Genomic DNA, 25,596 nt, shown 5'->3' on the forward strand with positions numbered 1-25,596 from the left:
GTTTCAAAAGCACGACAGTGCTATTGAAAATACCTATCGACAGTAATAGACTTTTTGGTTCGTTTTTGGTCTTTCAATTGCGTAGCACATCATGAGTTCTTAAACAATGAATATCGACGAATAAAAATGAACAAGAAGAAACAAACGAAACAATCTTTAAGTTGCTACCATCATTGTGAACAAAGCAAAGCAATCCCAAAACAATTAATGTTATGCTAAACTCGTTTCAGCATCTCATTTTCACACAAACAATAGATTCTAAAATAAATTCAGAATGACACTACAAATCAAAAAGAGAAAGCAGCTCAAACCCAATTCCGACAGCGTCGGAACCAACGATTTTCAGAAGTAATGAGCACAAATCAATTTTAAGAGTTAAAATCTAGGATTGAAGTACAATCACCAATTTTACTACAACATAAGCAGTTATTAGCGAATGGTGCTTTGCAACTTCCTATAAATCGTTTTGATTTTTTGGTTCGTTTTGTATCAAGAACTGCGAAGCACATCATGAGTTCCTAAACAATGAATATGGACGAATACAAAATGAACATAAGAAAGAAACAAACTAAACTTAGATACTGACTCAAGTTCAGAATAACACAGAACAACCTCTAAATACAATTTACGCACCCCTAACAAATCTCCCTAAGCAACAAAACACCATAAACTAAACACCAAACACCAACAACCAACAACCACAAGCAGGTCATAATCGGATTAAACTCGGGTCATAAGCGGATCATAAGCGGCTTCCATATAGTTTTTTCCTACAAAAAATTCAGAACTATAAAGCAGAGTCCTCAGCAAAACACAAACTCAAAAAAGAACTAAACACACAACTTCTACTATACATAAGCATAGTTCATTTTGATAAGTATAATTTGTACCTTTGCAACTTTGCAAAAAACAACAGGAGGACTATAACCATATATGAGCCATTTCGACGATTCTATTGAAGTAAAAGGTGCACGCGTACACAACCTAAAAAACATTGATGTTACCATTCCAAGGGAAAAACTTGTAGTCATCACAGGGTTGTCTGGTAGTGGTAAATCGTCCTTAGCTTTCGACACTATTTATGCAGAAGGGCAACGTCGCTACATCGAAACCTTCTCTGCCTACGCACGTCAGTTCCTTGGTAGTTTAGAACGCCCAGATGTTGATAAGATTGATGGCCTATCTCCTGTTATTGCTATAGAGCAAAAAACCACCAGTAAATCACCACGCTCTACCGTAGGAACCATTACTGAGATCTATGATTTCTTTCGTTTGCTTTATGCTAGAGCCGCTGATGCCTACAGTTATGAAACTGGTGAAAAGATGGTGAGCTACAGCGATGAACAGATTAAAGACCTTATTCTAGAATCATACAATGGTAAGCGCATCAATATTCTGTCGCCTGTTATCCGATCACGTAAAGGCCATTACCGTGAGTTATTTGAGCAAATCGCCAAACAAGGCTTCGTTAAAGTACGTACAGATGGCGAGATTGTAGACCTTGAAAAAGGCATGAAGCTAGACCGCTACAAAACCCATGATATTGAAATCGTCATTGATCGTTTAAAAATAGACGACACACAAGACAATGAAAAGCGTTTGATGGAGTCCATCAACACGGCTATGTATCATGGTGACGATGTACTAATGGTTATAGACCAAGACACTAACGAACCACGTTACTTTAGTCGTAACTTAATGTGTCCGTCCTCAGGTATATCTTACCCCAACCCTGAGCCTAACAATTTCTCGTTTAATTCGCCAAAAGGTGCCTGTCCAAACTGTAATGGTATTGGAGAGCTTTATGTTGTTAATGAAAGAAAGTTAGTACCAGACGAAACCTTATCCATAAAAAACGGCGCCCTTGCACCTCATGGACCTCAAAAGAAAAGCTGGATTTTCAAGCAATTTGAAACCATTGCACAACGCTTCAACTTTGCATTAACTGATGCTTGGAAAGACATTCCAGATGAGGCAAAACAAATTATTTTATACGGTGGCAAAGATAGCTTTACTGTAGAAAGCAAGCTTCTTGGAGTAACCAGAGACTATAAAATAGATTTTGAAGGTGTTGCCAGTTTTATTGAGAGCCAATACAATTCAGATTCTACATCATTAGTACGTTGGGCTAAGGAATATATGGATAAAGTAGAATGTGATGTTTGCGAAGGTTCTAGATTACGCAAAGAGTCACTTTACTTTAAAGTTGATGGGAAAAGTATTGCTGATATTATAAAGATGGATATTGTTGAGTTAGACCAATGGTTAAACGGTCTCACAAAACGATTATCAAACAAACAACAACAGATTTCATCTGAAATTATAAAGGAAATTAGTAGTCGTGTACAATTCTTATTGGATGTCGGCTTAACTTACTTAACCCTAAACCGAAGCTCAAAATCGCTTTCTGGTGGAGAAGCGCAACGTATTCGATTGGCTACTCAAATAGGATCACAACTGGTAGGCGTTTTATATATTCTGGATGAACCTAGTATAGGTTTACACCAACGCGATAATGAAAAGCTGATTAATTCCTTAGAATCGCTTCGTGATGTAGGAAATTCCGTTATTGTTGTAGAGCACGACAAAGATATGATAGAACGTGCCGACCATGTTATAGATATTGGCCCTTTCGCAGGAAAGCATGGAGGTGAAATTATTAGTGAAGGTACACCTAAAGCACTTTTAAAAGAACGCACCTTAACTGCTGAATACCTTAATGGTAAAAAGGAAATTGAAGTTCCTAAAGAACGAAGAAAGGGTAACGGTAAAATCATAAGTTTAAAAGGTTGTACAGGTAACAATCTTAAAAATATTAGTGTTGAATTTCCTCTTGGAAAAATGATTGGTGTTACTGGTGTTTCAGGAAGTGGAAAATCGACTCTAATTAATGAAACACTTTATCCAATTCTAAATGCACATTATTTCAATGGTGTAAAAAAACCTATGCCTTATAAAAGCATCAAAGGTTTAGAACATATTGATAAAGTAATAGACATTAACCAATCTCCGATAGGTAGAACACCTCGAAGCAATCCAGCAACTTATACCAAAACTTTCGATGAAATAAGAAAGCTGTTTGCTCAGATTCCTGAAGCTATGATCCGAGGCTACAAACCTGGTCGTTTTAGTTTTAACGTTGCAGGTGGTCGTTGCGAAACTTGTCAAGGTGCTGGTCTTCGTGTTATTGAGATGAATTTTTTACCAGACGTTTATGTAGAATGTGAAACTTGTCAAGGAAAACGTTTCAACAGGGAAACTTTAGAAATTCGCTATAAGGGTAAATCTATTAGTGATGTTTTAGATATGACCATTGAAGAAGCTGTAAATTTCTTTGAGCATATCCCTAAAATACATCGAAAGCTTAAAACTATAGCAGATGTTGGTTTAGGCTACATCACGCTTGGGCAACAAAGCACTACCCTTTCTGGTGGCGAAGCACAACGTATAAAACTAGCTACAGAGTTAAGCAAACGCGATACAGGAAACACTTTCTATATTCTTGACGAACCTACAACCGGACTTCATTTTGAAGACATAAGAGTGTTAATGAAAGTTTTGAACAAGCTGGTTGACAAAGGTAATACCGTCCTCATTATTGAGCATAATCTTGATGTTATCAAAACTGTAGACTATATTATAGACATTGGATACGAAGGCGGTAAAGGTGGTGGACAAGTTGTGGCTACAGGTACACCAGAAGATATTATTAAAGACAAAAAGAGTCATACTGCTAGGTTCCTGAAGAAAGAATTGTTGTAATTTCTTACAATAAATATCGAAAAATAGCTTAAATGCAATTATTGTTAACGCTATTAATTTTAGAGTAATTGAATCTCAAACAGATTACTTAACTTGTTGGTATTAACACAAAAACTTAGACATTATGAAAAGTATACTTTGGCTTGTAGCCGTGATTTGTATAGTTGTTTGGCTTCTAGGATTATTAGGTGTAGTACCAGGAATGAGCAGCAATAGTCTTATCCATATTTTATTAGTTATTGCAGTAATTGTAATACTATACAATATAATTTCAGGAAGAAAACCTTTATAGATCTCAACATCAATAAATAAATTTAAGCATATGGATTTTATCTATATGCTTATTTTTTTGCCATAATTATCTATTTATCTCAATTTAACTTAAATTTGGTCGCATCAAATTATAAAAGCCATATTTTTCATATGGCTTTTATAATGAAACAATAAGTTATACTAATTATGAGAAAAGAAAGTAAGCATAAAGGCTGGAATGAAATAAAAACAAATGACTCTTGGGCCATATTCAAGATTATGGGAGAGTTTGTAAATGGTTATGAAAAACTAAGTAAAATAGGACCGTGTGTATCCATCTTTGGTTCAGCAAGAACAAAGCCAGATCATAAATACTACAAACTAGCCGAAGAAGTTGCAGAAAAGATTGTAGAACATGGTTACGGTGTTATTACTGGTGGTGGACCTGGTATTATGGAAGCCGGAAATAAAGGAGCACACATTGCAGGCGGAACTTCCGTAGGTCTTAATATTGAACTCCCTTTTGAACAACACGACAACCCATATATAGATAGTGATAAGAGTCTAGACTTTGATTATTTCTTTGTACGCAAAGTTATGTTTGTAAAGTATTCTCAAGGATTTGTAGTAATGCCTGGAGGGTTTGGTACTTTGGATGAACTATTTGAGGCCATGACTCTTATACAAACCCACAAAATAGAGACGTTTCCTATCATTTTAGTTGGTACTGAGTTTTGGGGCGGATTAATGGATTGGATAAAAACAACGCTATTAGAAGCAAATAATAATATTAGTCCAAAAGATTTAGACTTAATTCATTTGGTAGATTCTGCTGATGAGGTTTTAGATGTCCTAAATGATTTCTACAAAGAGTACAACCTAAGCCCTAATTTCTAATGATTTTCTGACCACTTTGGTTTTATGAGGAAAAACGTTGTCATTTTCTTAGTTCTCTGTTTTTGTAACAGTTTTTATATTTCTGCTCAAGAGATGTTTAAAGTTATGTTTTATAACTTACTCAACTACCCTCTTGAAACGGCTGTACCAAATAGAGAACAAGATTTGCAATTCATACTTTCAGACTATCAACCTGATTTGTTTTTAGTTTGTGAACTAAACAATAGTACTGGCGCAAATAATATTTTAAATATTACCAGAAATGCCATAAGTACTGATTTTGAGATGGCAACATACGTTTCCAATACTTCAGATGATAACTATGGAGATCAGAATGATTTACAGAATTTACTTTACTACAACAGTTCAAAGTTTATACTTGAAGAAGAAATTATTGTCCCTACTTATCTAAGGGATTTTAATGTCTATAGGTTGAAATTAAACTCAACAGACCAGGCTACAAATCCAGTAGAGTTTTATGTTATCATAGGACATTTAAAAGCTTCAAGTGGTACTACAAATGCTCAAAGTAGATTTGACATGGTAGAAGATCTAGAAGATTATTTAGATACGCTACCAAGCGATGCTAACGTAATTTTAGGTGGAGATTTAAATTTGTATACTTCGAGCGAACCAGCATTTCAAGAATTGTTGAGCACTAATAACAATATTACCTTTTTAGATTTAGCTGATCGTATTGGTAGTTGGCATAATAATGTTAATTATGTTGATGTATTTTCTCAATCTACAAGAACACAAACAGGAATGGGTGGCACAACTGGAGGTTTTGATGATCGGTTTGATTTTATCTTAGGATCAGAATCTATGATTGCAAATCCGGATATCTCTTACGTTGATGATTCTTATCAAGTTTATGGTAACAATGGTTTAGCATCGTGCCACAACAGTTCAATAAACTCTGTTTATTGTGGTGATTCAAATTCAGAATTTTCGTCTAATATTAGAGATGCTCTGCACAATTTTAGTGACCATTTACCCGTTACAGTGTTATTGGAAACCAATGCTACCTTACTTTACGTAAGTAATGTTGAGAATTCTAAAAAATTGCTACTAGAAAAAACACTTTTTGATGATGTCTTAACGGTTCGTTTGAGTTCAGAAGAGCTTTTTAACGAAACGCTGGAGATTTACAATAGTCTTGGTCAAAAAATTAAAACGTTAAAAACAAATACTGAAAGTGTTCAACGTTTTGATATTTCTGATCTCCAAGGTGGTATTTATCTTTTAGCAGTACCAAAATTGAATTTAGAACCTCTTAAATTTATAATTGCTAATTGATAAGAGCTTTACTCATACTTGTACTTTTTGTTTCCTTTTGTCCAAAAATTTGTGCACAGAACAAAATGGATATTAATGCTGTAGTAGATGTAGAAGCCAAATCAATTGCAATTTCTCAAACCATAATTTACAAAAACGAATCTAAAGACACGCTTTCTGAAATATATCTTAACGATTGGAACGATAGTTATTCTACCAAAAACACACCATTAGCAAAACGTTTTGAAGAAGAGTACAGCACAAAATTTCATTTGGCAAAAAACGAACAGCGAGGTTTTACGGTAGTAACATCAATTAGGGACGGTCAGCACATAACTTTAGATTACTACAGCTTAAAAGAGCATCCTGATGTCATAAAAGTTACTTTAAAAACACCTTTATTGCCAGAGGAATCTTATCATATAGATTTGAATTATATTCTAATGATTCCTGATGCGACTTTTACTGATTACGGTTTTACAAAAGAAAAGGATTTTGAACTGAAGTATTGGTACATTACACCAACAGTTTATGATGGCAAATGGAACTACTACAGCAATAAAAATCTCGATGATTTATTTGTTCCAAAATCAGATGTTACCATAAGTTTGAAACATCCTTTAAACTACCAAGCTACATCAGAATTAGATCTTGTTTCTTTAAGCCCAAATAATCTCACCAAATTACAAACCACTGTATTTACTGGTAAAGACAGAACAAACACGTATTTGTCTTTAAAAAAACTTCCAAGATTTAGTTATGTACAAACCGATGATTTTACAGTAATATCTAATATCTCCGAAAAGAATTTAGATCCGAGAAATAAAGCTTTAATTACAGATAGAATTACGCGATTTTTAACCGAACATCTCGGCCCTTATCCTCATAGAAAATTATTGGTTTCTAAAATTGATTACAATAAAAATCCATTATATGGCATCAATCAGTTACCAGATTTTCTTCGTCCATTTCCAGATGATTTTCAGTATGAATTGAAACTCTTAAAAACATCTTTAAAGAATTATTTAGACAATACATTATTATTAAACCCACGAAAAGAACATTGGCTAAGCGAAGGTTTACAAATCTATTTTTTAATAAAATATGTTGACCGATACTATAGCGACACCAAACTGTTAGGAACGCTAGCTAATATTTGGGGTATTAGATCTTTTCATGCTTCTGATTTAGATTTTAACTTTCAATATTTTCTTTATTCGATGGAGATTGCTAGGAAAAACTTAGATCAATCATTAACAACTTCTAGAGATTCTTTAACCAAGTTCAATGCAAATATTGCAGGAAAATACAAAGCTGGTGTTGGCTTAAATTACCTGAATGAATTCACCACAGACACTGACTTAACAGCAACCTTTACTGAATTTCTAAAAGATAACAAACTAAAGCATATCAATATAAAAGACTTTGAAAACTACGTCTCATCAAAAACCGATAAAGATGTTAGCTGGTTCTTTAACGATTACGTGAACACTCGAAAGAAGATTGATTTCAAAATTAAGTCTATTGAAACTACTGAAGACTCCATAAAACTGGTTATAAAAAACAAACGAAAAAACACAATGCCAGTATCATTATTTAAACTTAAAAATGATACCGTTATTGGTAAGCTTTGGATTGAAAACATCAACAAGTCCAAAACTGTTATGCTTCCAAAAGATAGCACTGACAAGTTTGTTTTAGATTATGATAACGTGATTCCAGAATACAATCAGCGCGATAATCATAAAGCAGTAAAGAGCTCTTTTTTTAACAACAAGCCATTACAATTTAGACTCTTTAAAGATGTTGAAGATCCTGATTACAACCAAGTATTTTTTATGCCCTTAGTAGAGTTTAATAATATTTATGATGGTTTAACTTTAGGAACAAAGGTTTATAACAAGACAATATTGAGAAAACGCCTCAACTATAGGGTTTCTCCTCAGTACGCTACAAAATCCAAATCATTAACAGGCTCTACCTCTATCTTTTATACTCACAACTTAGAAGGCCAAAATCTATTCGACATTACTTATGGTTTGTCTGCAGGTTACCAGTCGTTTGCTGAAGATGCCTTTTTTACCAGAATAAGACCTTCTATTTCATTTTCATTTAGAGATAATGATGACTTTAGATCAGATCAAATCGATCAGATTTCTTCAAGATATGTTAGCATTACAAGAGATGTTGGAGAACTAGCTACCGTTGAAGTTGATGAACCCGATTATGGTGTTTTCAATTTACGCTATACACATTCCAATCCTGGCATAATCAGTTACTCTAGATTTAATACCGATTTTCAATTAGCAAACAAATTCAGTAAACTCTCTTTTAATTATGAATTTAGAAAGTTGACTAGAAGTAATAGAAATATCAATCTAAGGATTTTTGCTGGTTTTTTTCTAGAGAACAATTCAGACCCAGGTTCTGACTATTTCAGTTTTGCCTTAGATAGACCAAAGGATTATTTATTCGACCTTAATTACTTAGGCCGTTCTGAAGATACTGGTTTATTCAGTCAACAGATTATTATTGCCGAAGGTGGCTTTAAATCTAAATTAGAAACGCAATTTGCCAATCAATGGATGACCACGGCTAATTTTAGCACATCTATATGGCGCTATATTCAATTTTATAGCGATGTTGGTTTGGTAAAAAACAAGTACGATTCTACAAAATTTGTTTATGATTCTGGTATAAGACTTAATTTAGTAGAAGATTATTTTGAAATATACTTCCCTATGTATTCTAACCTTGGTTGGGAAGTTGGTCAACCTAATTATGATCAAAAAATACGCTTTATGTTTACCGTTGATCCTCAGGTACTTTTAGGTCTATTTAGACGCAAATGGTATTAACATATTCTTATCAAAAAGTTAATATTATGAGTTTTTTTAAATAAAAGTTTAAAAAAATTAATCTTTTTTGAGAATTACTCAATATTATAACGTTTTTACTAGTTGCAAAAGATAATGGAATTTAGTAATTTTGTGCATCTTAAAAGTACGCTCTATGAAGATGAACCCTAATACCAAAACCGAAATTACATTTGAAGATTTTAAAACAGAAGTTTTAAATGACTACAAAGTTGCAGTCACTAGCAGAGAATGTAGTTTACTCGGTCGTAGAGAGGTTCTAACAGGTAAAGCCAAGTTTGGAATTTTTGGAGATGGAAAAGAAATCCCTCAGATAGCTTGGGCAAAAGCCTTTGAAAATGGCGACTTCCGTTCTGGCTACTATAGAGACCAAACATTTATGATGGCTATTGGTGAATTAACCATAGAGCAATTCTTTGCTGGGTTATACGCCAACACTGATATAAAAGAAGAACCAATGTCTGCTGGTCGACAAATGGGTGGCCACTTTTCTACGTTTAGCTTAGATGAAAATGGGCATTGGAGAAACTTAACCGAACAAAAGAATTCTAGTTCAGATATCTCGCCAACTGCAGGTCAAATGCCAAGATTATTAGGTTTAGCACAAGCTTCTAAAATCTATAGGAATGTTAAAGGCATTGATACTACAAAATTCTCGAAAGAAGGTAATGAAATTGCTTGGGGAACTATTGGAAATGCCAGTACTAGTGAAGGTTTATTCTTTGAAACCATAAATGCCGCTGGTGTTTTACAAGTACCTATGGTTATAAGTATTTGGGACGATGAATACGGAATTTCGGTACATGCCAGACACCAAACTACAAAAGAAAATATATCTGAAATCTTAAAAGGATTTCAACGTGATGAAAATAATAAAGGTTACGAAATCTTAAGAGTTGACGGTTGGAACTATCCTGAATTGATAGACACTTATCAGCGTGCTGCGAAAATTGCTAGAAAGGAACATGTACCAGTAATGATTCATGTTCAGGAATTAACGCAACCACAAGGGCATTCAACTTCAGGTTCTCATGAGCGCTACAAGAATAGTGAACGCTTAGCTTGGGAAGAAGAGTATGACTGTAATACACAGCTTAGAGAATGGATGATTAGCAATAACATTGCTACAGACGAAGATTTAACAGCCTTAGAAAGACAAATCAAAAAAGAGGTAAGAGATGGTAAGAAAGCCGCTTGGAGCGCTTTTATAAATCCAATTCTTGCAGAACGCAAACAAGCTATTCAATTGCTTGAAAAATTAGCGGCTTCTAGTCCTAATGGTGTCTTTATTACAAAACTGAAAAACGATTTATCTGCTATAGATGAGCCATTACGACGAGACATCGTTTCTGCTACCAGAAAAGCACTTCGCTATGTGGTTGCTGAAAATTCTGTAGAAAGAAGCTCATTACAGCAATGGATTGATAACTACCTAAGTCAAGTTCAACCAAAATATAGCTCTCACTTATATAGTGAGTCTGATCTAAGTGTTTTTAATCAAGCTGAAGTTGAACCTACTTACGATACTCATGCTAAAGAAGTAGATGGTCGTATTGTGCTAAGAGAAAACTTTGATGCTATCTTTAGCAAATATCCTGAGTCGCTTATTTTTGGTGAAGATGCAGGTTATATTGGTGATGTAAACCAAGGTCTAGAAGGTTTACAAGAAAAACATGGTGAACTCAGAGTTTCAGATACAGGAATTAGAGAAGCGACAATCGTTGGGCAAGGTATTGGTATGGCTATGCGTGGCTTACGACCAATAGCCGAAATTCAGTATTTAGATTACATAATGTATGCGCTTCAGATAATGAGTGATGATTTGGCTACGGTTCAGTACAGAACTAAAGGTCGCCAAAAAGCACCACTTATTGTTAGAACTCGTGGTCATCGTTTAGAAGGTATTTGGCACAGTGGGTCCCAAATGGGAGGTATTCTAAATCTAATTAGAGGAATTCACGTCCTTGTGCCTCGTAACATGACTAAAGCTGCAGGATTTTATAACACATTGTTAGAATCCGATGAGCCTGCACTTGTTGTAGAATGTCTTAACGGTTATAGATTAAAAGAAAAACTACCTAATAATATAGGTGAATTTAAAACTCCTATTGGTGTTGTAGAAACCGTTAGAGAAGGTGAAGATATTACGCTTATTTCTTATGGCTCTACACTACGTTTAGTTGAACAAGCTGCTAAAGAATTATTAGAAGTTGGTATTGATGCTGAAGTTATTGATGTGCAATCCTTATTACCTTTCGATATTAATCATGATATTGTAAAAAGCATTGCCAAAACTAATAGATTCATGGTCATTGATGAAGATATTGAAGGAGGAGCTTCATCTTACATATTAAATGAAGTTTTAAACACACAGAATGCTTTTCAATATTTAGATAGTCAACCAAAAACATTAGCTGCCAAGCCACACAGACCAGCCTATGGTACAGACGGTGATTACTTTTCAAAACCATCAGTTGAAGATATTTTTGAAGCTGTCTATGCTGTGATGCATGAATTAAGTCCGGCTGACTTTCCTAAATTGAGATAATAATATTATCATAAAGTTATATATAGAACCATCACATCGCTGATGGTTTTTTTATATTTATATCTCAACCAACATATTATGCTAACCAAAAACGAGAAATCAGAATTAAGAAGCACCATTTTTAGACATTTAGATGGTATTGCAACTGCTACTACAGCTTATGCACTCCATAAAAAAGGAGTCTTGGAATACATCTTAGCGCAAAAAAAAGTAACCCTAGATGAAGTTGTTGGAAAATTCAATGCCAATGACGGTTACCTTAATGTTGCCTTACGCGTATTGTGCTCACAAGGTTGGCTAGAGCAAGTTTTAGACAACGAGACTGACCATATTTTCTATGAGACCAACAGTAGGTCTAATGACGCATTTAAATTGGTTCCAATTTATGAAGATGCTGTGAAGCTTTTAAAGTATTCCGATAAGTTTGCTGAAGAAAAAATGATAAGTACTGACGCTTTTATTGCTTTAGAGCGCGTTTTCAAAATGTTTGAAACCAATTATGGTTTAGATATTTCAGATTCATCATCAATTGAATTTCAAGTTTTAAAACATCTCGAAGGTGTTATTGCTGGTCCTATTATCGTTTTACTTGGTGTAAATGGGTTATTTCATAAGTATTTTATGGAAGCCTCTTTTACGGCTGAAGAGTATCATAAAAACCCTGAAAGCTTCAAAAAAGTTTTGGATTTTCTCGCACATTTAGGTTGGTTCAAAAAAAAGAAAAATACTTATCAGTTTACTGATAAAGGACTGTTTTTTGCCAAGCGCGCCAGTGCTTATGGTGTTACCGTATCTTATATTCCAACATTTTTACAACTCGATGAACTTATTTTTGGAAATCCTTTAGTACTTCAAACTTCATCAGCAAATGATACCGAAAAGCATGTTCATAGAGAAATGAATGTTTGGGGAAGTGGTGGCGCTCATACCACATATTTTAAGGTTATTGATGAAGTTATTATAGATTTATTCAACCGACCAATTGATGAGCAACCTAAAGGTATTCTTGATATGGGTTGTGGTAACGGAGCTTTTATAGAGCATATATTTAATATCATAGATCAACAAACCCTACGCGGAAAATTACTAGACGAACATCCCTTACTTTTGGTTGGTGCAGATTTCAACAAAGCTGCACTAAAGGTTACTAGAGCCAATTTAATTAAAGCAGATATTTGGGCTAAAGTCATTTGGGGAGATATTGGTAGACCAGACTTATTGGCTTCAGATCTAAAAGAAGATTATAATATTGAACTACACGACCTTTTAAATGTAAGAACATTTTTAGACCATAACCGTATTTGGGAAGCTCCTAAAAAAGCCTACAACTTCAACAGTGAATCTTCTGGTGCTTTTGCTTCAAAAGGAAAACGATTGCCAAACAATAATGTAGAAGCCTCACTTTTTGAACACTTACAAAAATGGAAACCTTATGTAGAAAAATTTGGTTTACTCATTATAGAATTACATACTATAGACCCCAAACTCACGGCTAATAATCTAGGAAAAACTGCAGCAACAGCTTATGATGCTACACATGGCTATAGCGATCAATACATTCTAGAAGTAGATGTTTTTAAAGCTGTAGCTAAAGAAGCTGGTTTATATCCAGGTGAGCATCATTTTGCGAAATTTCCAGATAGCGAATTAGCTACCGTAAGTATAAATCTTTTGAAAGGTAGACAATAATCATTTCTGATACTTTAAAGCTAATTTGTTGTACTTTGCACTCAAATTTTTATAATTAAAATGAAAAAAATAATTCTTGCCCTGTTAGTAACCCTTCCACTATTAGGTGTTGCTCAAAAAATCAAAGTAAAAAAAGGTATCGTTTCTTTTGATGGTACTGATGTTGCAAAAGTTGATGACGATGTTAGAAACAACTACAAATTCTCAACCTTAAAAGGAGAAAAAGCTTTTGATGTTGTTTTTAAAGGTATGTCTGCCAATAACCTTGAAGGTTTTCAATGGTTAGAGCTTACTTCTGCTGATGGAAAAGTTACAGAAATACCTTATGAGGTTTTAATGACTTCTTTCAGCGTCACTAAACTCGTTATTAAATTGCTAAGCGAAAAATACGAACTCATAACAATGAATGGTATTGATATGGCTAAAGTTGATGAGTTCTTTGCGGTTGAACGCGAAGTTTTAAGTGATAAATATGCTAAAGCTGTTGTATCTGCAAAAGCTGATGAAGCAGAACGTCAGGCTACTGTTGGTCGTTACAATCCTTTTGTAAAAGATGACGGTACTATTCTTTTTGGTGGTTCTACAGGTACTAAAATTGCTGGTAGAGCTTACTATTCTGATAATACTTACACTGTTAAAGATTTAGATGGAATAACTATTGGTACAGCTAAAGGCTGTTCTACTTGTACTGATGTAGATGCCAAAACTTATACTGACGAAGAGTTTAAATTCGATTATGGTTCTCGTACAATGATGACTGGTAGATTCTCAAGATCTTTTGCTCAAATATTTGTTGAAGAACTATTGGGTAGAGGTTATGAATTACAGCACGAAGCTAAAGCTTACAAAGCGCGATTGCATAATGAACGTGTAAAAATCGCTAAAGAAAACAGTGTTAATTTATATGGTGCAGATGGATACGTTCAAGAAGAAGACGGTACCAAATATTCTGGAACTGTATATGCTATTTTTGAAAAACTTGAAATAGATCCTACCAAACAACAAAGTGATTATGCAGAAATGAACTCCATAGATAAGTTCGGGAAGTTTGTGAGCATAAAATACCTCAATGAAAAAAACAGAGAGCGCACAAAAAAATTCGCAGCAAAACAAAACATAATGTTTTGTGCTATGGATAATGGTGAAGAAAAGTGTTTTATGGGTTTAAAAACTAAAGGTAACGCTCTAAAAAAATTATCTAATGCTGCTAGCTTTGGTTTTGACAACTCTTACTTTTATGAGATTGTTTATCAAAACGGAAATCATATGGTATTATCTAAACCTGGTGAAGAAGGTACATACGTCTTAAAATTCTCAACTAAAGATGAAGGTTTTATGATTGATACCAGATCTAACGATAAAGTTTCTGAGAAACTTGCTAAATACATTTCTGAGTGTGATGCACTTTCTAAAGATATTGAAGAAGAAGAATTTGACTTAAGTAACTTAGAAAACTTAAAGCAAATTATAAACGAATATTGCAAAAGTTAACATATAAGGCTTAACGAAAAATATAAAGAAAGAAGGTGAAATTACCTTCTTTCTTTTTTTAATAATACATTAGAGCATGCAAATAGAATCTATATCCACCATAAAGAAAGAACTTCAACATTTACCAAAGGAAGATCTATTAGAGTTTTGTTTACGTTTAGGCAAATTCAAAAAGGAAAATAAAGCACTACTAACATATTTATTGTTTGAAGCTAATGATGAAGACAGTTATATCTCAAGTGTAAAATCTACCTTAGATGAACTCTTTAACGGTATGAATACCAACAGCTATTTCTACATGAAAAAGACCATCCGGAAAATATTAAGAGAAATTAGAGTGTACAGTCGTTATTCCTTAAAAAAATCTACCGAAGTTGAGCTCCTACTCTATTTTTGTGAGCGCTTAAATGAACTAAGACCATCCATTCACAGAAACCGAACACTAAGTAATTTGTATGAGCGACAAGTGATTTCTATCCAAAAAAAGATTGGTGCTTTACATGAAGATTTACAATACGATTACAATCTGCAATTAGAAGCTTTGAAGAAATAACTTCAACTTTTATTATAAAATATTATTGTTTTTTAGCCTTTCGGCTGCCTTCATACATTTCGTATTTTACAAAACGAGATTCTAGCTTAGCATTAAATACTTTTATTTTTCTAGAGGGACGCAATCCAACCGATTTTAAAGCTTCAAGATTAGAAGTTACCAACCAAGCATTGGTATTTGGGTAACCGTGTTTTAGCGTTGTACCAATATTGCCATAAAACTCTTCAACATTCAAATTTTCTAAACGTTCGCCATAAGGTGGATTAAAAACCATATGCAATTTCTCGCTTCCAGCTTTTTGGGTTTTAAAGAAATCCTCATGCTGAATATGCACAAATTCATCTAAATGTGCATTCTTAATATTGTCCTTAGCCTTTTTTACAGCCGATGGAGATTTATCGTAACCTATAATTTTATGATGAAAATCTCGTGTTTTGTTCAATAACGATTCTTCAATTTTTTCAAACAAATCCACATCCCAATCTTCCCAGCGTTCAAAGGCAAATTCCTTACGCATTAGGTTTGGCGGAATATTACAGGCTATCATAGCTGCTTCTGCCAAAATAGTACCACTACCACACATTGGGTCCATAAAACCTGATTGACCGTCCCAACCGCTCATCATAATTAATCCTGCAGCTAAAACTTCATTTATAGGTGCTATATTAGTCGCCATTTTATAACCTCTTCTATGCAAAGATTCCCCAGAAGTATCTAAAGAAATGGTACAACGCTGACGGTCTATATGCACATTTATTTTTAAATCTGGAAAGCGTAAATCTACATCTGGTCGTGTACCTCCATTTTCCCTAAAACGATCTACAACTGCATCTTTTGTTTTTAGAGCTGTGTATTGTGAATGCGTAAAAACACTATGGTGTACCGTAGCGTCTACAGCCAAAGAACCTGTTGGTTTTAAATAGTCTTCCCACTTTATGTTTTTTACGTTCTTATAAAGGTCGTCTTCCTTAGCAACTCTAAAGGATTTTATAGGTTTTAGAATCTTAATAGCTGTTCTAATACCCATATTGGCTTTATACATAAAACCTTTATCACCAACAAAACTCACATTTCGCACACCTTTCTCAACATCCATAGCACCTAGTTGCGTTAATTCTTTTGCTAGTATATCTTCAAAGCCAAATAATGTTTTGGCTACCATTTTGAAATTATTGTCCATCTTCTTCGTCTAATGAAATGCAAAAATACAGTATTTTTGCAGGACATTTTTTATTATGACAAAATCTACTCAACAATGGTATGCTTCGTGGTTTGACACACCTTATTACCATATATTGTATAAAGATAGAGATCATTCCGAAGCTAAAATGTTTATGGATAATCTCACTAACTACCTTAATATTCCTGAAAACGGAAAAATATTAGACCTTGCTTGTGGTAAAGGCAGACATTCTATTTACCTTAACTCGCTTGGGTTTGATGTTACTGGAATTGATTTATCTGAGCGTAGCATTGCGCATGCCAAACAATATGAAAACAACTCATTAAAGTTTGATGTGCACGATATGACCAAGCCTTACCCTGAAACTTTTGATGCCGTTTTCAACCTTTTCACAAGTTTTGGATATTTTGAAGATGATACTTGCAATCTCAAAACCATTAAAGCTATAAAGACCGAACTTAATGACTTTGGCTTGGGTGTTATTGATTTTATGAATGTTAACCACGTTCTTGAACATTTAGTGGCAGAAGATATAAAAACAGTTGAAGGTATAGACTTTCATCAAAAACGCAGTTATGAGAACGGTTATATTGTTAAGAACATCAATTTTGAAATTAATGGTGAAACCTTTGAATTTCAAGAACGCGTAAAAGCATTTAAACTAGAAGACTTTCAAGAACTTTTTGAACAAGCTGGTGTTTATTTATTGGATGTTTTTGGTGATTATAAATTACGAAAATATCACCCTGAAACTTCCGAGCGAATGATTATGATTTTTAAGTAACTTGCAAGCATGAACAAGTATTTGTTTCCCTTATATGCCGTAATAATAGGTATTTTAATTGCTCAGTTTTCAAAAAAGCAAAATGCCCTATTTACAAAATTACTCCTATCGTTTAGTGGTGCCTTTTTACTAGCCTTAACCCTTTTTGATCTATTACCAGAAGTCTACCATCATGTTGAAGCTAAACTTACAGGCTTGTACATAATGTGTGGTATTTTGCTTCAGATTATTTTAGAATTTTTATCCAAAGGAGCTGAGCATGGCCATATTCACATTCATAAGGATGATACTAAATTTCCTTGGTTGCTATTCATCAGTTTATGCATTCACAGCTTTTTAGAGGGTTTTCCTATTCACCAGCATAACGATATGGTTTATGGTGTACTTATTCACAAAATACCAATTGCTATACTGGTTGCTACATTTTTATTTCAATCGAGTTTTAGTAAATTACAAATCATAAGTTTTTTAGCTGTATTTGCATTAATGACACCTTTAGGAACTTTTATTTCTAATAACACTAGCTTAGCAACCGCATATATAGACGTTGTAAATGCTGTAGTTATTGGTATATTTTTCCATATATCTACCACAATTTTGTTTGAAACTGGTGAAGGCCATAAGTTTAACCTTTCTAAACTCGTTGCGATTTGTTTAGGTATTTTAATCGCCTATTTTATTTAGTATGTTTTCTAAAGAAGAATCACGATTATTACGACAAGAATTCTGGACCAGCTTTGGCAAATCCTTTCCAAGAAAGTGGTTACTTTATGATACTAAAATAAAGGGCTTTTCTTTTAAATTTCATTTTGATACCAAATCTGCTTTGGTGGCTTTAGATCTTGAAGATGATCTGGAAAATCGCATTAATTGTTGGGAAAAGCTTGTTGCTTTAAAAGGTATTTTAAAAAGCGAATATTTACCAGATGTGATTTATGAAGAAGAATATTTTTTAGAAAACGGTAAGGAAATCTCGCGTATCTATTTGACTTTAGAGCAAAAAGCATCTATTCACAACAAAAATACGTGGCGAGAGGTCATGGAATTCTTTAATGAAAACATGAGCTTATTTGAAGCTTTTTTTGAGGAATATAGAGACATGATACAACCTTAGAAGCAAATTACTCTGTATTAGACTTATAGAAAATTAATCGTTAGATTTGTAATAAATACATAGTATGGATATAGTTAATACTTATATCCGGTTGTTGTACGTAATTTTGACCAAACCCAGAACTTAATGAATAAACCTCTAATTTTATTATTTCTATTTTCTCTATTCTATTCGTGTCAAGAAAAATCTTTCAATTACAAAATACTTCAATACGAGGGAACTGACAGCTTGAATACTAAAGTTGTGAAAAAGGTTAAGTTTAATTCAGATAGCTTGGTCATTTACGAGGAATATAGAGGTTATAAATCTGATAATGCAAATAGTATATCCGATGTGAATACAACCTATATTTACAAAGATACTTTGCTGACAAAAACTATAAAGTATCGCCCTAATCTTAAAGGTGTTTGTTGCGACAGTTCAAAAATGGAATTTTTCTACAATAACAAAAACTTATTGGAAAAAAGAATTGCTTACGATTACAGACGAGTATTAAAAAAAGGTATGCCATTTAAGGACAACTTAACCTCTGACGACTTTGAAAAGGAACGTCAATGGAAATTGAGCTCGGAAACTTTTTACTCATACGATAGTCTTGGTCGAAAAATAGAATATAATGCACCTGAAAAACATTGGAGCAGTCAAAACAGATATGTTTGGACTTATGACAATCAAAATAGAATCAAAGAAGAGAAATCTTTTGACCAAGAGAGACTTATTTGGACTAAATTCTATGAATATCAAAAAAACAGTTATAAATATACTATGACTTGGTACGATTATGAGGGAAATCCAAGACATCTAAAAGATAAAAGCAAAAGCTGGGAATATAGACCTCTAAAAATCTGTGAGTATAAGCTTAACGATAATGGACAAGAATTAGAAGAATTAGCAACGACAGAAACAGGAGAATTTATTAGCAAATTAATAACCGAATACGACAGAAAAAATCGAATTGCTAAAACGACTAAATATCTTGAAAAGGACAAACCGATTATGACTCACATTTATGAGTATGAATAAAAAAAACTACGTACAACAACGGCTATAGTTTATTACGGCTGAAATTCCTAATCGGAATTTCAAGCCTTTTTGCTAAATTTATGGTTACGGCGGAATGATACTCGCGTACCATTCCGTAACGAAACCATAGCCAAAACCGTTGTGCATAATGTCCCAAAACCCGCGTAATCTGAATTAAAATTTGAGAAAAAAAGAAATATTTTGGCTGATTGGAACGACAATCCTCGTATTGATTTTTAACACCTTGATTTTCGGAATTGACGCACTGAAATCTGACTCAACTCTTGACATAAATGTTCACGACACTTATTTTGTGATTGCCAATTTTCATTTTATACTATTACTCGGAGTATTGGTGTTTTTTGGAATTTACCTTATCCGAACATTACGCAGGAATTTTAAAAACCTGACTGCAAATCTGATTTTAATGATTTCAACAATTTTGTTTATAATAATCCTAAACGGAATTAGCACAATTGTGGAGAATTTTATTCAACAAACTTCTGGTTGGACTATTTATCCACCTTTGAGTACTGGCAACGGAATAGAACAATTTGAACAAGAAATTGAACCGAAAGAAAATAATTTCGGAATTTTATCAAGTGTTCTTTTTTACACACAAATATTACTGCTGATTTTCTTGGCTTATTGCGGATTTAAAACCGGACTGAATTATAAACGAAATGAATAAAAAAAACTGTGCACAACACTGGCTATAATCCATTGCGGCTGAAATTCCGATAGGAATTTCATTGTAATTTTCTATCTTTCGGCTTAAGCAGGAAAGAATCCTGCGGATTTTCACGCAACGGAACTATACACAAACCGTTAGGTGTATATTAACATTGAATGAAAAAGATCATCCTAATAATATTAGCAATCATAACACTAAACTGTAAGAATACATTTAGTGAAAATGAAAACCTCAACATCGCTAAACAATATTACAAAGCATTAGATCATTCTGATAGTTCACTTATGAACAAGCTAATAGCAGATAGTCTTACAACTCATATAACAGAATACAATTATACAGAAGTGTTCTCTAAAAAAAGATATGTTGAAGATTGGCTAAAATGGGATTCAGTTTTTAATCCGACTTATAAAATTCTAGACATTGTAGAAGACAATGAAAATGTAAAGGTTAAAGTCTCAAAAGTTGATGAAAGAATATTATTTCTTCATCAACAGCCAATCATTACTATTGAAGAAATAACTTTTCTAAATGGAAAACCAACAAAAATTGAGAGTACTTATGATATTTTCAATGTTGAGAAATTTTCTAAAAATGTTGAAGACCTCGTCAATTGGATAAATGATAATCACCCAGAATTAAATGGTTTTTTACATGACCAAACCAAGTCTGGAGGCATAAAATATCTAAAAGCTATTGAACTTTATAAAAAAAAGTACACATACTAAAGCACCATAAAAACCTATGAATAAATGCATTATATTTATTCATCCTAAATAATAGTTCAATGAAAATGAAAAATAAAACTTCGGACTTATTCATTCAGATAATTTCAGTGACAATCGGTGTATTTCTTGGGTATATAATTTCAAATTGGTCTGCTAATAGTAAGGAAAGTGAAAAACTAAAATCACTTGTTGAGAATATAAAAGCCGAAATACATGACAACCAAACAAAGGTCAGCCAAGTTATAGACTACCATCGTATGATTAAAGACAGTACAGGCTATTATCTAAACAAAAAAGATTTAGTAAATTTTAAGCCTACCTTTTTCAAAGGTGTAAACACACTTACATTTTCTAATAGCGCTTATCAAACCGGAATTCAAACAGGTTTATTCAATAAAATGAAACTAAAGAATGTTCAAGCTATCAATGACATCTATACTAAGCAAAGGGCTTATGAAGATTTTGCCAACTTGCTAATGTCTGGTCTTATAACGATGGATTTTGACGAGAACAAAGAAGCTTTTAGAAAAATAGCGATATTTTTATCTATCTCAATGACCGATGTTATTATTAAAGAAGAGCAATTACTTGAAAGTTATTCTAAAGCTGTGGCGTTAATAGATAAATAAAATACAGCAGTCACTACTACTTTTCTTCTCTATAAATACTCGGCAAACTAACCTTAAAACGTACAGCAACTAACCTCACGACAATTACCACAAGTCCGGCAATGATAAAAAGGTAGTTTTCGTCTTTAAGAAATACCCTTAACAAAAAATAAGTAGCTCCACCAAGAATACAAGCTGTAGCGTAAATTTCCTTTCTAAAAATCACAGGGATTTCATTACACAAAATATCACGGATTACACCTCCAAAACAAGCTGTCATAGTACCCAACGCAATACAAATTATAGGATGTAAACCTGCTACTAAAGCGGTTTCTATACCTACAACCGTGTATAAACCTATACCTAGAGTATCAAACAAAAAGAGGGATTTCCTAAGATGCTTCAGTTGATTTCTAAATACTACAGCAAAAATTGCAGAACCAAGAATAACATAAACAAAAGTCATATTTCGCATCCAAGAAACTGGAGCTATACCGATTAAAACATCACGCAATGTTCCGCCGCCTACAGCTGTTACAAAAGCAATAATCAACACACCAAAGGCATCCATACGTTTATGCATAGCGACTAGCACACCAGAAATGGCAAATGCTATGGTTCCTAAAATATCTAGTGTTTGAAAAAACATTTTATTGGCTATTTCTACTTAAACTTCCTAAAAGAGTTTTTATACTCTGAAATCCCGAACTACTTTGAGATCTTGTTTACATACTTTGCGTGTAGTAGTTGTAGTCTTTAATAACTTTTGAAACAAAATCGACAGGTTTTTCTTTAGGCTCAATATCCATAACTTTAATAAGTCGATTATGTAAATTCAATATAATATTATGGTTTCCATTTTTTACAGCTTCATCATATAGATTCTTTATTAATTGCATGTCCTTATCATTAAGCACCATTACCTGACTATAAGTTGGAACATAATCATTAGGAATTTCTCGTAGAAGAGTATCTTGTATGGAAATACGCTCTCGCTCACTAATTACTGTAGTACCAGCAGCAATATCTCCTATGCGTTGTCCATTTCCCTTTATTAAAATCGTAATCGCTGCACCCGCTCCACTTGTAATTGACACATCAATAATTCTTAGAAGCCATCGTATAAAATAATTTGCAAAGCCTGGCTTAGAACCATCTAATTTTACAACACGAGTACCCATTGCAAATTTCCCTACTGTTTTTCCATCAAAAATAGTTTCGAGTAAAACGTAGTATAAAAAAGCTGGTAGAGAAACTATAAGATAAACAGCCCACATATCCCCAAAATCCAAATCAAGAGCTACTAATAATAATATCGAACAAATTACATAAAACAAAATAATAAGACTATCTATAAGGTAGCCCAACATGCGATCTACAATACTTGCCACATTTTGCTGAATGCCTACATTTTGAGCAGTTTCTATTTGATATTCATTCATATTTTCTTTTCTTTGAAAGCCTTAAATAAGTTAATGCATGCGAGAAGCAGCTTTTGTAAAGCAAAATAAAGATAAATGGTTAGAATTTGAAAGTGTTCTTACAAATAAAACCCAGATAAGTCCAAGTGAGCTTTCTGATCTTTATATTGAAGTAACAGACCATCTTAGCTACGCTAAAACATTTTACAAGGGCAGCAACACCGAGCGATATCTTAATCAACTTGCTTCAAAAGCTCATCAAAATATTTACAAAACAAAAAAAGAGCCCAAGAACAGACTGATTTCTTTTTTTAAAACGGAATTCCCAACCATGTTTTACCAACATCATAGGGAATTACTTGTTGCCTTTTTGGTATTTACCCTTTTTACTATTGTTGGTGCTTTTTCAGCAGCTAATGAAGGGGATTTTGTTCGTTCTTTTTTAGGAGATGGTTATGTTAACATGACACTCAACAATATTGAAAAAGGAGACCCTATGGCCGTGTACAAACAACAAGGTGAATTTAATATGTTTTTGGGAATCACTATAAACAATATAAAAGTTGCTTTAATGGCTTTTGCTTATGGAATTATGTTTGGTGTAGGCACACTCTACATAATGATGCAAAACGGTATAATGCTAGGTAGTTTTCAATACTTTTTTTATGATCAAGGACTTTTATGGGAGTCTGCAAGAACTATATGGATTCATGGAACAATTGAAATATCTGTAATAGTTATTGCTGGTTGTGCCGGTTTAGTTATGGGTAATGGCTTATTGTTTACTGGAACATTACCAAGATTAGAATCTTTTAAAAGAGGTGTTATAAATGGCTTAAAAATACTAATAAGTACCATTCCTTTTTTTATAATAGCTGGGTTTTTAGAAGGGTTTGTAACCAGACATACCGAAATGCCTGATTGGTTGGCTATTTTAATAATTTCTTCTTCTTTAGGGCTTATAATATTCTACTATGTATATTATCCTATTAAATTAAACAGAATAAATTTAGAGAAAGACAGCTACAGTTAGTCATCAAAAAATAAAACACACACATAAATATATGACAGAAAAATATATAGAATTTAGAAAACAGCGTGAGTTCAGTTCTTTGCTATCAGACACATTTACTTTTGTTCGAAATGAATTTAAATCATTTATCAAAATAGTTTTTACTGTGGCAGGCCCTTCATTTGTCGCATTTATAATAGCAATGGCCTTTTACACTTACACCGCAGGAGATGTATTTAATTTTGATGTTACATCACCTAACCCTACTGGTTTTAAAAATCCTTTTTTAATAATCATCTCTGCTATGTTTTATTTAATAACTGCTGTTTTAGCCTATGTTTTTGCAGGCTCTGCGGTACTCCACTATATTAAATCGTACATAGAGAATAAAGGTGAAGTAAGCTTGGCGGAAGTAAAACGAAACACTTACAATACATTTTGGGGGTTTCTTGGAGTTAGTTTTTTAAAAGGCTTAATCATTGTCATATCATTGGTGATGTGTGTTTTTCCTGTTCTATATGCAATGGTGCCTATGACAATTGTACTTTGCATATATGTATTTAATTCAAGAAGTGATGTAATGGATTCTTTTGGGCAAAGCTTTAGTTTAGTAAAGGAAGACTTCTGGACAATTTTTGGTGCCATTATAATTTTTGGAATAATTTTATACATATTAAGCTTAATATTCGCTGTACCTGCTATTATCTATACGTATATAAAAATGGGTGTTTTTTCTGGTGAATTTGACCCTGTGAATATGAACAGCTTCGTAGATCCCATTTATATTATCTTAAATATATTGAGCACTTTATTTCAGTTTTTATTAAACCTTATCCTCGTGGTTGCAAGTGCTTTTATGTACTTTCACTTAAATGAAAAGCGCAATTTCACAGGTACATATGACCGTATTAACCAAATAGGCAATACAGAAGAATAAATGCAAGCTTTAAAATTCTTTATTGGTTTTCTTTTTATTTCTCAATTGTGTTTTTCTCAGGTTGAAAATAGACCTGTAAAATATGATGATACTGAAATAAAAAAACAATCTATTTCTGAGGATGACCTAAAAACCTATAAAGAAAATGAAGCTTTTAATTATGTTGAGAAAGAAGCAGACGAAAATTTTTTAGATAAAATTTACAGATGGCTCAACAATCTTTTAAGAGAGTTCTGGGAAGCTATTTTTGGTGTTGGGACCGCGTCTGGTTTTTTGTATTTTGTTTTTCGTGTGCTACCCTATTTATTACTTGCCTTTTTGATATTCTTACTCATAAGATTCTTTGTAAAGGTTAACTCTAAAAATGTTCTTACTAATTCTAAATCAAAAGGAAAAGTAAATTTCACTGAAGAAGAACAGATTATAAAAAACGAAGATATTCCTGAATTGATCAAGAGTGCTATAGAACAAAAAAACTACCGATTAGCAATACGCTATTATTATCTTCTAAGCCTAAAATATCTCATTGATAATAAAAGCATTAATTGGCAACCTCAAAAAACCAATACCGACTATATCAATGAAATTGAAATCAATGAAATAAAAATAAGTTTCCAAAACATTACCAAAATCTACGATTATGTTTGGTATGGAGAATTTAGTGTTAATGACCTAAAATTTGAAAGCTTACGTAAGCCTTTTGAAAACCTTAATCAATCTATTTTAAACTCTTGAGCAAAAAAGGA

At 33.2% G+C, this 25,596-nt stretch carries 22 protein-coding genes; 19 read left to right on the forward strand and 3 right to left on the reverse strand.

The genetic code is table 11. From position 1 onward, the window contains the following. Positions 1-933 precede the first annotated feature (933 nt). The 9 genes from uvrA to QGM60_RS08750 all read left to right on the forward strand — a co-directional run bounded on the left by uvrA (position 934) and on the right by QGM60_RS08750 (position 15,346). Positions 934-3,762 (forward strand): excinuclease ABC subunit UvrA, encoded by a 2,829-nt coding sequence (gene uvrA, locus QGM60_RS08710; protein WP_281139862.1) that lies wholly within the window; start codon positions 934-936, stop codon positions 3,760-3,762. Positions 3,763-3,886: 124 nt separating this feature from the next. After that, entirely contained in the window at positions 3,887-4,054 is a 168-nt protein-coding gene (locus QGM60_RS08715; protein ID WP_281139863.1) for a lmo0937 family membrane protein, read from the forward strand. Between the two features lie 167 nt (positions 4,055-4,221). After that, positions 4,222-4,911: a TIGR00730 family Rossman fold protein gene (locus QGM60_RS08720; RefSeq protein WP_281139864.1), complete on the forward strand. Its 690-nt coding sequence runs from the start codon at positions 4,222-4,224 to the stop codon at positions 4,909-4,911. A 105-nt stretch (positions 4,912-5,016) separates the two neighbouring features. Further along, a complete protein-coding gene (locus QGM60_RS08725; RefSeq protein ID WP_281139865.1) occupies positions 5,017-6,210 on the forward strand; it encodes a T9SS type A sorting domain-containing protein in 1,194 nt (397 codons plus the stop codon). A 65-nt stretch (positions 6,211-6,275) separates the two neighbouring features. Further along, on the forward strand, positions 6,276-9,047 hold the full coding sequence (locus QGM60_RS08730) for a metalloprotease (protein WP_281139866.1): 2,772 nt from the start codon (positions 6,276-6,278) through the stop codon (positions 9,045-9,047). A gap of 154 nt (positions 9,048-9,201) precedes the next feature. Continuing rightward, on the forward strand, positions 9,202-11,613 hold the full coding sequence (locus tag QGM60_RS08735; protein ID WP_281139867.1) for an alpha-ketoacid dehydrogenase subunit alpha/beta: 2,412 nt from the start codon (positions 9,202-9,204) through the stop codon (positions 11,611-11,613). Positions 11,614-11,691: 78 nt separating this feature from the next. Then, on the forward strand, positions 11,692-13,302 hold the full coding sequence (locus QGM60_RS08740) for a class I SAM-dependent methyltransferase (protein WP_281139868.1): 1,611 nt from the start codon (positions 11,692-11,694) through the stop codon (positions 13,300-13,302). Positions 13,303-13,362: 60 nt separating this feature from the next. Beyond that, complete coding sequence (locus QGM60_RS08745) at positions 13,363-14,793, forward strand: hypothetical protein (RefSeq protein WP_281139869.1); 1,431 nt, start codon at positions 13,363-13,365, stop codon at positions 14,791-14,793. 76 nt (positions 14,794-14,869) lie between these two features. Beyond that, positions 14,870-15,346: a hypothetical protein gene (locus QGM60_RS08750; protein ID WP_281139870.1), complete on the forward strand. Its 477-nt coding sequence runs from the start codon at positions 14,870-14,872 to the stop codon at positions 15,344-15,346. Between the two features lie 22 nt (positions 15,347-15,368). Here the strand turns inward: QGM60_RS08750 and QGM60_RS08755 are convergent, their stop codons facing one another. Further along, positions 15,369-16,526 carry a THUMP domain-containing protein gene (locus tag QGM60_RS08755; protein ID WP_281139871.1) on the reverse strand — a complete coding sequence of 386 codons (1,158 nt, stop codon included), beginning with the start codon at positions 16,524-16,526 and terminating at the stop codon, positions 15,369-15,371. 55 nt (positions 16,527-16,581) lie between these two features. Between QGM60_RS08755 and QGM60_RS08760 the strand changes: the two genes are divergently transcribed. The 7 genes from QGM60_RS08760 (at position 16,582) to QGM60_RS08790 (ending at position 21,501) form a co-directional block, all read left to right on the forward strand. After that, positions 16,582-17,313, forward strand: a complete 732-nt coding sequence (locus tag QGM60_RS08760; protein WP_281139872.1) for a class I SAM-dependent methyltransferase — start codon at positions 16,582-16,584, stop codon at positions 17,311-17,313. 9 nt (positions 17,314-17,322) lie between these two features. Beyond that, positions 17,323-17,997 carry a ZIP family metal transporter gene (locus tag QGM60_RS08765; protein WP_281139873.1) on the forward strand — a complete coding sequence of 225 codons (675 nt, stop codon included), beginning with the start codon at positions 17,323-17,325 and terminating at the stop codon, positions 17,995-17,997. A 1-nt stretch (position 17,998) separates the two neighbouring features. Then, positions 17,999-18,427, forward strand: coding sequence for a DUF4268 domain-containing protein (locus tag QGM60_RS08770; RefSeq protein ID WP_281139874.1), 429 nt, complete (start codon positions 17,999-18,001; stop codon positions 18,425-18,427). Between the two features lie 126 nt (positions 18,428-18,553). Beyond that, entirely contained in the window at positions 18,554-19,450 is an 897-nt protein-coding gene (locus QGM60_RS08775) for a hypothetical protein (RefSeq protein ID WP_281139875.1), read from the forward strand. 181 nt (positions 19,451-19,631) lie between these two features. Next, a complete protein-coding gene (locus tag QGM60_RS08780; RefSeq protein WP_281140287.1) occupies positions 19,632-20,141 on the forward strand; it encodes a hypothetical protein in 510 nt (169 codons plus the stop codon). A gap of 158 nt (positions 20,142-20,299) precedes the next feature. Continuing rightward, positions 20,300-20,872 carry a hypothetical protein gene (locus QGM60_RS08785; protein WP_281139876.1) on the forward strand — a complete coding sequence of 191 codons (573 nt, stop codon included), beginning with the start codon at positions 20,300-20,302 and terminating at the stop codon, positions 20,870-20,872. Between the two features lie 59 nt (positions 20,873-20,931). Next, positions 20,932-21,501 (forward strand): hypothetical protein, encoded by a 570-nt coding sequence (locus QGM60_RS08790; RefSeq protein WP_281139877.1) that lies wholly within the window; start codon positions 20,932-20,934, stop codon positions 21,499-21,501. A gap of 16 nt (positions 21,502-21,517) precedes the next feature. On the opposite strand, the gene QGM60_RS08795 is transcribed toward QGM60_RS08790, so the two are convergent. Both QGM60_RS08795 and QGM60_RS08800 read right to left on the reverse strand, forming a co-directional pair. Further along, complete coding sequence (locus tag QGM60_RS08795; RefSeq protein WP_281139878.1) at positions 21,518-22,129, reverse strand: trimeric intracellular cation channel family protein; 612 nt, start codon at positions 22,127-22,129, stop codon at positions 21,518-21,520. Positions 22,130-22,205: 76 nt separating this feature from the next. Next, the gene (locus QGM60_RS08800) at positions 22,206-22,922 is read right to left on the reverse strand and encodes an RDD family protein (RefSeq protein WP_281139879.1); all 717 of its coding nucleotides are present in this window, start codon (positions 22,920-22,922) and stop codon (positions 22,206-22,208) included. Positions 22,923-22,959: 37 nt separating this feature from the next. On the opposite strand from QGM60_RS08800, the gene QGM60_RS08805 reads away from it, so the two are divergent. Genes QGM60_RS08805 through QGM60_RS08815 form a run of 3 tightly spaced genes read left to right on the forward strand, consistent with a single transcriptional unit; the run spans position 22,960 to position 25,585 of the window. Next, positions 22,960-23,934: a stage II sporulation protein M gene (locus QGM60_RS08805; RefSeq protein ID WP_281139880.1), complete on the forward strand. Its 975-nt coding sequence runs from the start codon at positions 22,960-22,962 to the stop codon at positions 23,932-23,934. A gap of 31 nt (positions 23,935-23,965) precedes the next feature. Continuing rightward, complete coding sequence (locus QGM60_RS08810) at positions 23,966-24,850, forward strand: hypothetical protein (protein ID WP_281139881.1); 885 nt, start codon at positions 23,966-23,968, stop codon at positions 24,848-24,850. After that, positions 24,851-25,585: a DUF4129 domain-containing protein gene (locus QGM60_RS08815; RefSeq protein ID WP_281139882.1), complete on the forward strand. Its 735-nt coding sequence runs from the start codon at positions 24,851-24,853 to the stop codon at positions 25,583-25,585. It begins immediately after the preceding gene. The last annotated feature ends 11 nt before the right edge of the window (positions 25,586-25,596 follow it).

Origin of the sequence: Winogradskyella sp. SYSU M77433 (assembly GCF_029911945.1) — a bacterium.
Classification (GTDB): domain Bacteria; phylum Bacteroidota; class Bacteroidia; order Flavobacteriales; family Flavobacteriaceae; genus Winogradskyella.

Excerpts from the sequence above, each read along its gene's own strand:
- QGM60_RS08810 (WP_281139881.1), top strand. The coding sequence starts at position 23,966 with ATGACAGAAAAATATATAGAATTTAGAAAACAGCGTGAGTTCAGTTCT.
- QGM60_RS08775 (WP_281139875.1), top strand. The coding sequence starts at position 18,554 with ATGAATAAACCTCTAATTTTATTATTTCTATTTTCTCTATTCTATTCG.
- QGM60_RS08735 (WP_281139867.1), top strand. The coding sequence starts at position 9,202 with ATGAAGATGAACCCTAATACCAAAACCGAAATTACATTTGAAGATTTT.
- QGM60_RS08730 (WP_281139866.1), top strand. The coding sequence starts at position 6,276 with ATGGATATTAATGCTGTAGTAGATGTAGAAGCCAAATCAATTGCAATT.
- QGM60_RS08760 (WP_281139872.1), top strand. The coding sequence starts at position 16,582 with ATGACAAAATCTACTCAACAATGGTATGCTTCGTGGTTTGACACACCT.
- QGM60_RS08725 (WP_281139865.1), top strand. The coding sequence starts at position 5,017 with ATGTTTTATAACTTACTCAACTACCCTCTTGAAACGGCTGTACCAAAT.
- QGM60_RS08815 (WP_281139882.1), top strand. The coding sequence starts at position 24,851 with ATGCAAGCTTTAAAATTCTTTATTGGTTTTCTTTTTATTTCTCAATTG.
- QGM60_RS08770 (WP_281139874.1), top strand. The coding sequence starts at position 17,999 with ATGTTTTCTAAAGAAGAATCACGATTATTACGACAAGAATTCTGGACC.
- QGM60_RS08720 (WP_281139864.1), top strand. The coding sequence starts at position 4,222 with ATGAGAAAAGAAAGTAAGCATAAAGGCTGGAATGAAATAAAAACAAAT.
- QGM60_RS08755 (WP_281139871.1), bottom strand. The coding sequence starts at position 16,526 with ATGGACAATAATTTCAAAATGGTAGCCAAAACATTATTTGGCTTTGAA.
- QGM60_RS08790 (WP_281139877.1), top strand. The coding sequence starts at position 20,932 with ATGAAAATGAAAAATAAAACTTCGGACTTATTCATTCAGATAATTTCA.
- QGM60_RS08715 (WP_281139863.1), top strand. The coding sequence starts at position 3,887 with ATGAAAAGTATACTTTGGCTTGTAGCCGTGATTTGTATAGTTGTTTGG.
- QGM60_RS08740 (WP_281139868.1), top strand. The coding sequence starts at position 11,692 with ATGCTAACCAAAAACGAGAAATCAGAATTAAGAAGCACCATTTTTAGA.
- QGM60_RS08805 (WP_281139880.1), top strand. The coding sequence starts at position 22,960 with ATGCGAGAAGCAGCTTTTGTAAAGCAAAATAAAGATAAATGGTTAGAA.
- QGM60_RS08785 (WP_281139876.1), top strand. The coding sequence starts at position 20,300 with ATGAAAAAGATCATCCTAATAATATTAGCAATCATAACACTAAACTGT.
- QGM60_RS08750 (WP_281139870.1), top strand. The coding sequence starts at position 14,870 with ATGCAAATAGAATCTATATCCACCATAAAGAAAGAACTTCAACATTTA.
- QGM60_RS08745 (WP_281139869.1), top strand. The coding sequence starts at position 13,363 with ATGAAAAAAATAATTCTTGCCCTGTTAGTAACCCTTCCACTATTAGGT.
- QGM60_RS08795 (WP_281139878.1), bottom strand. The coding sequence starts at position 22,129 with ATGTTTTTTCAAACACTAGATATTTTAGGAACCATAGCATTTGCCATT.
- QGM60_RS08765 (WP_281139873.1), top strand. The coding sequence starts at position 17,323 with ATGAACAAGTATTTGTTTCCCTTATATGCCGTAATAATAGGTATTTTA.
- QGM60_RS08800 (WP_281139879.1), bottom strand. The coding sequence starts at position 22,922 with ATGAATGAATATCAAATAGAAACTGCTCAAAATGTAGGCATTCAGCAA.
- uvrA (WP_281139862.1), top strand. The coding sequence starts at position 934 with ATGAGCCATTTCGACGATTCTATTGAAGTAAAAGGTGCACGCGTACAC.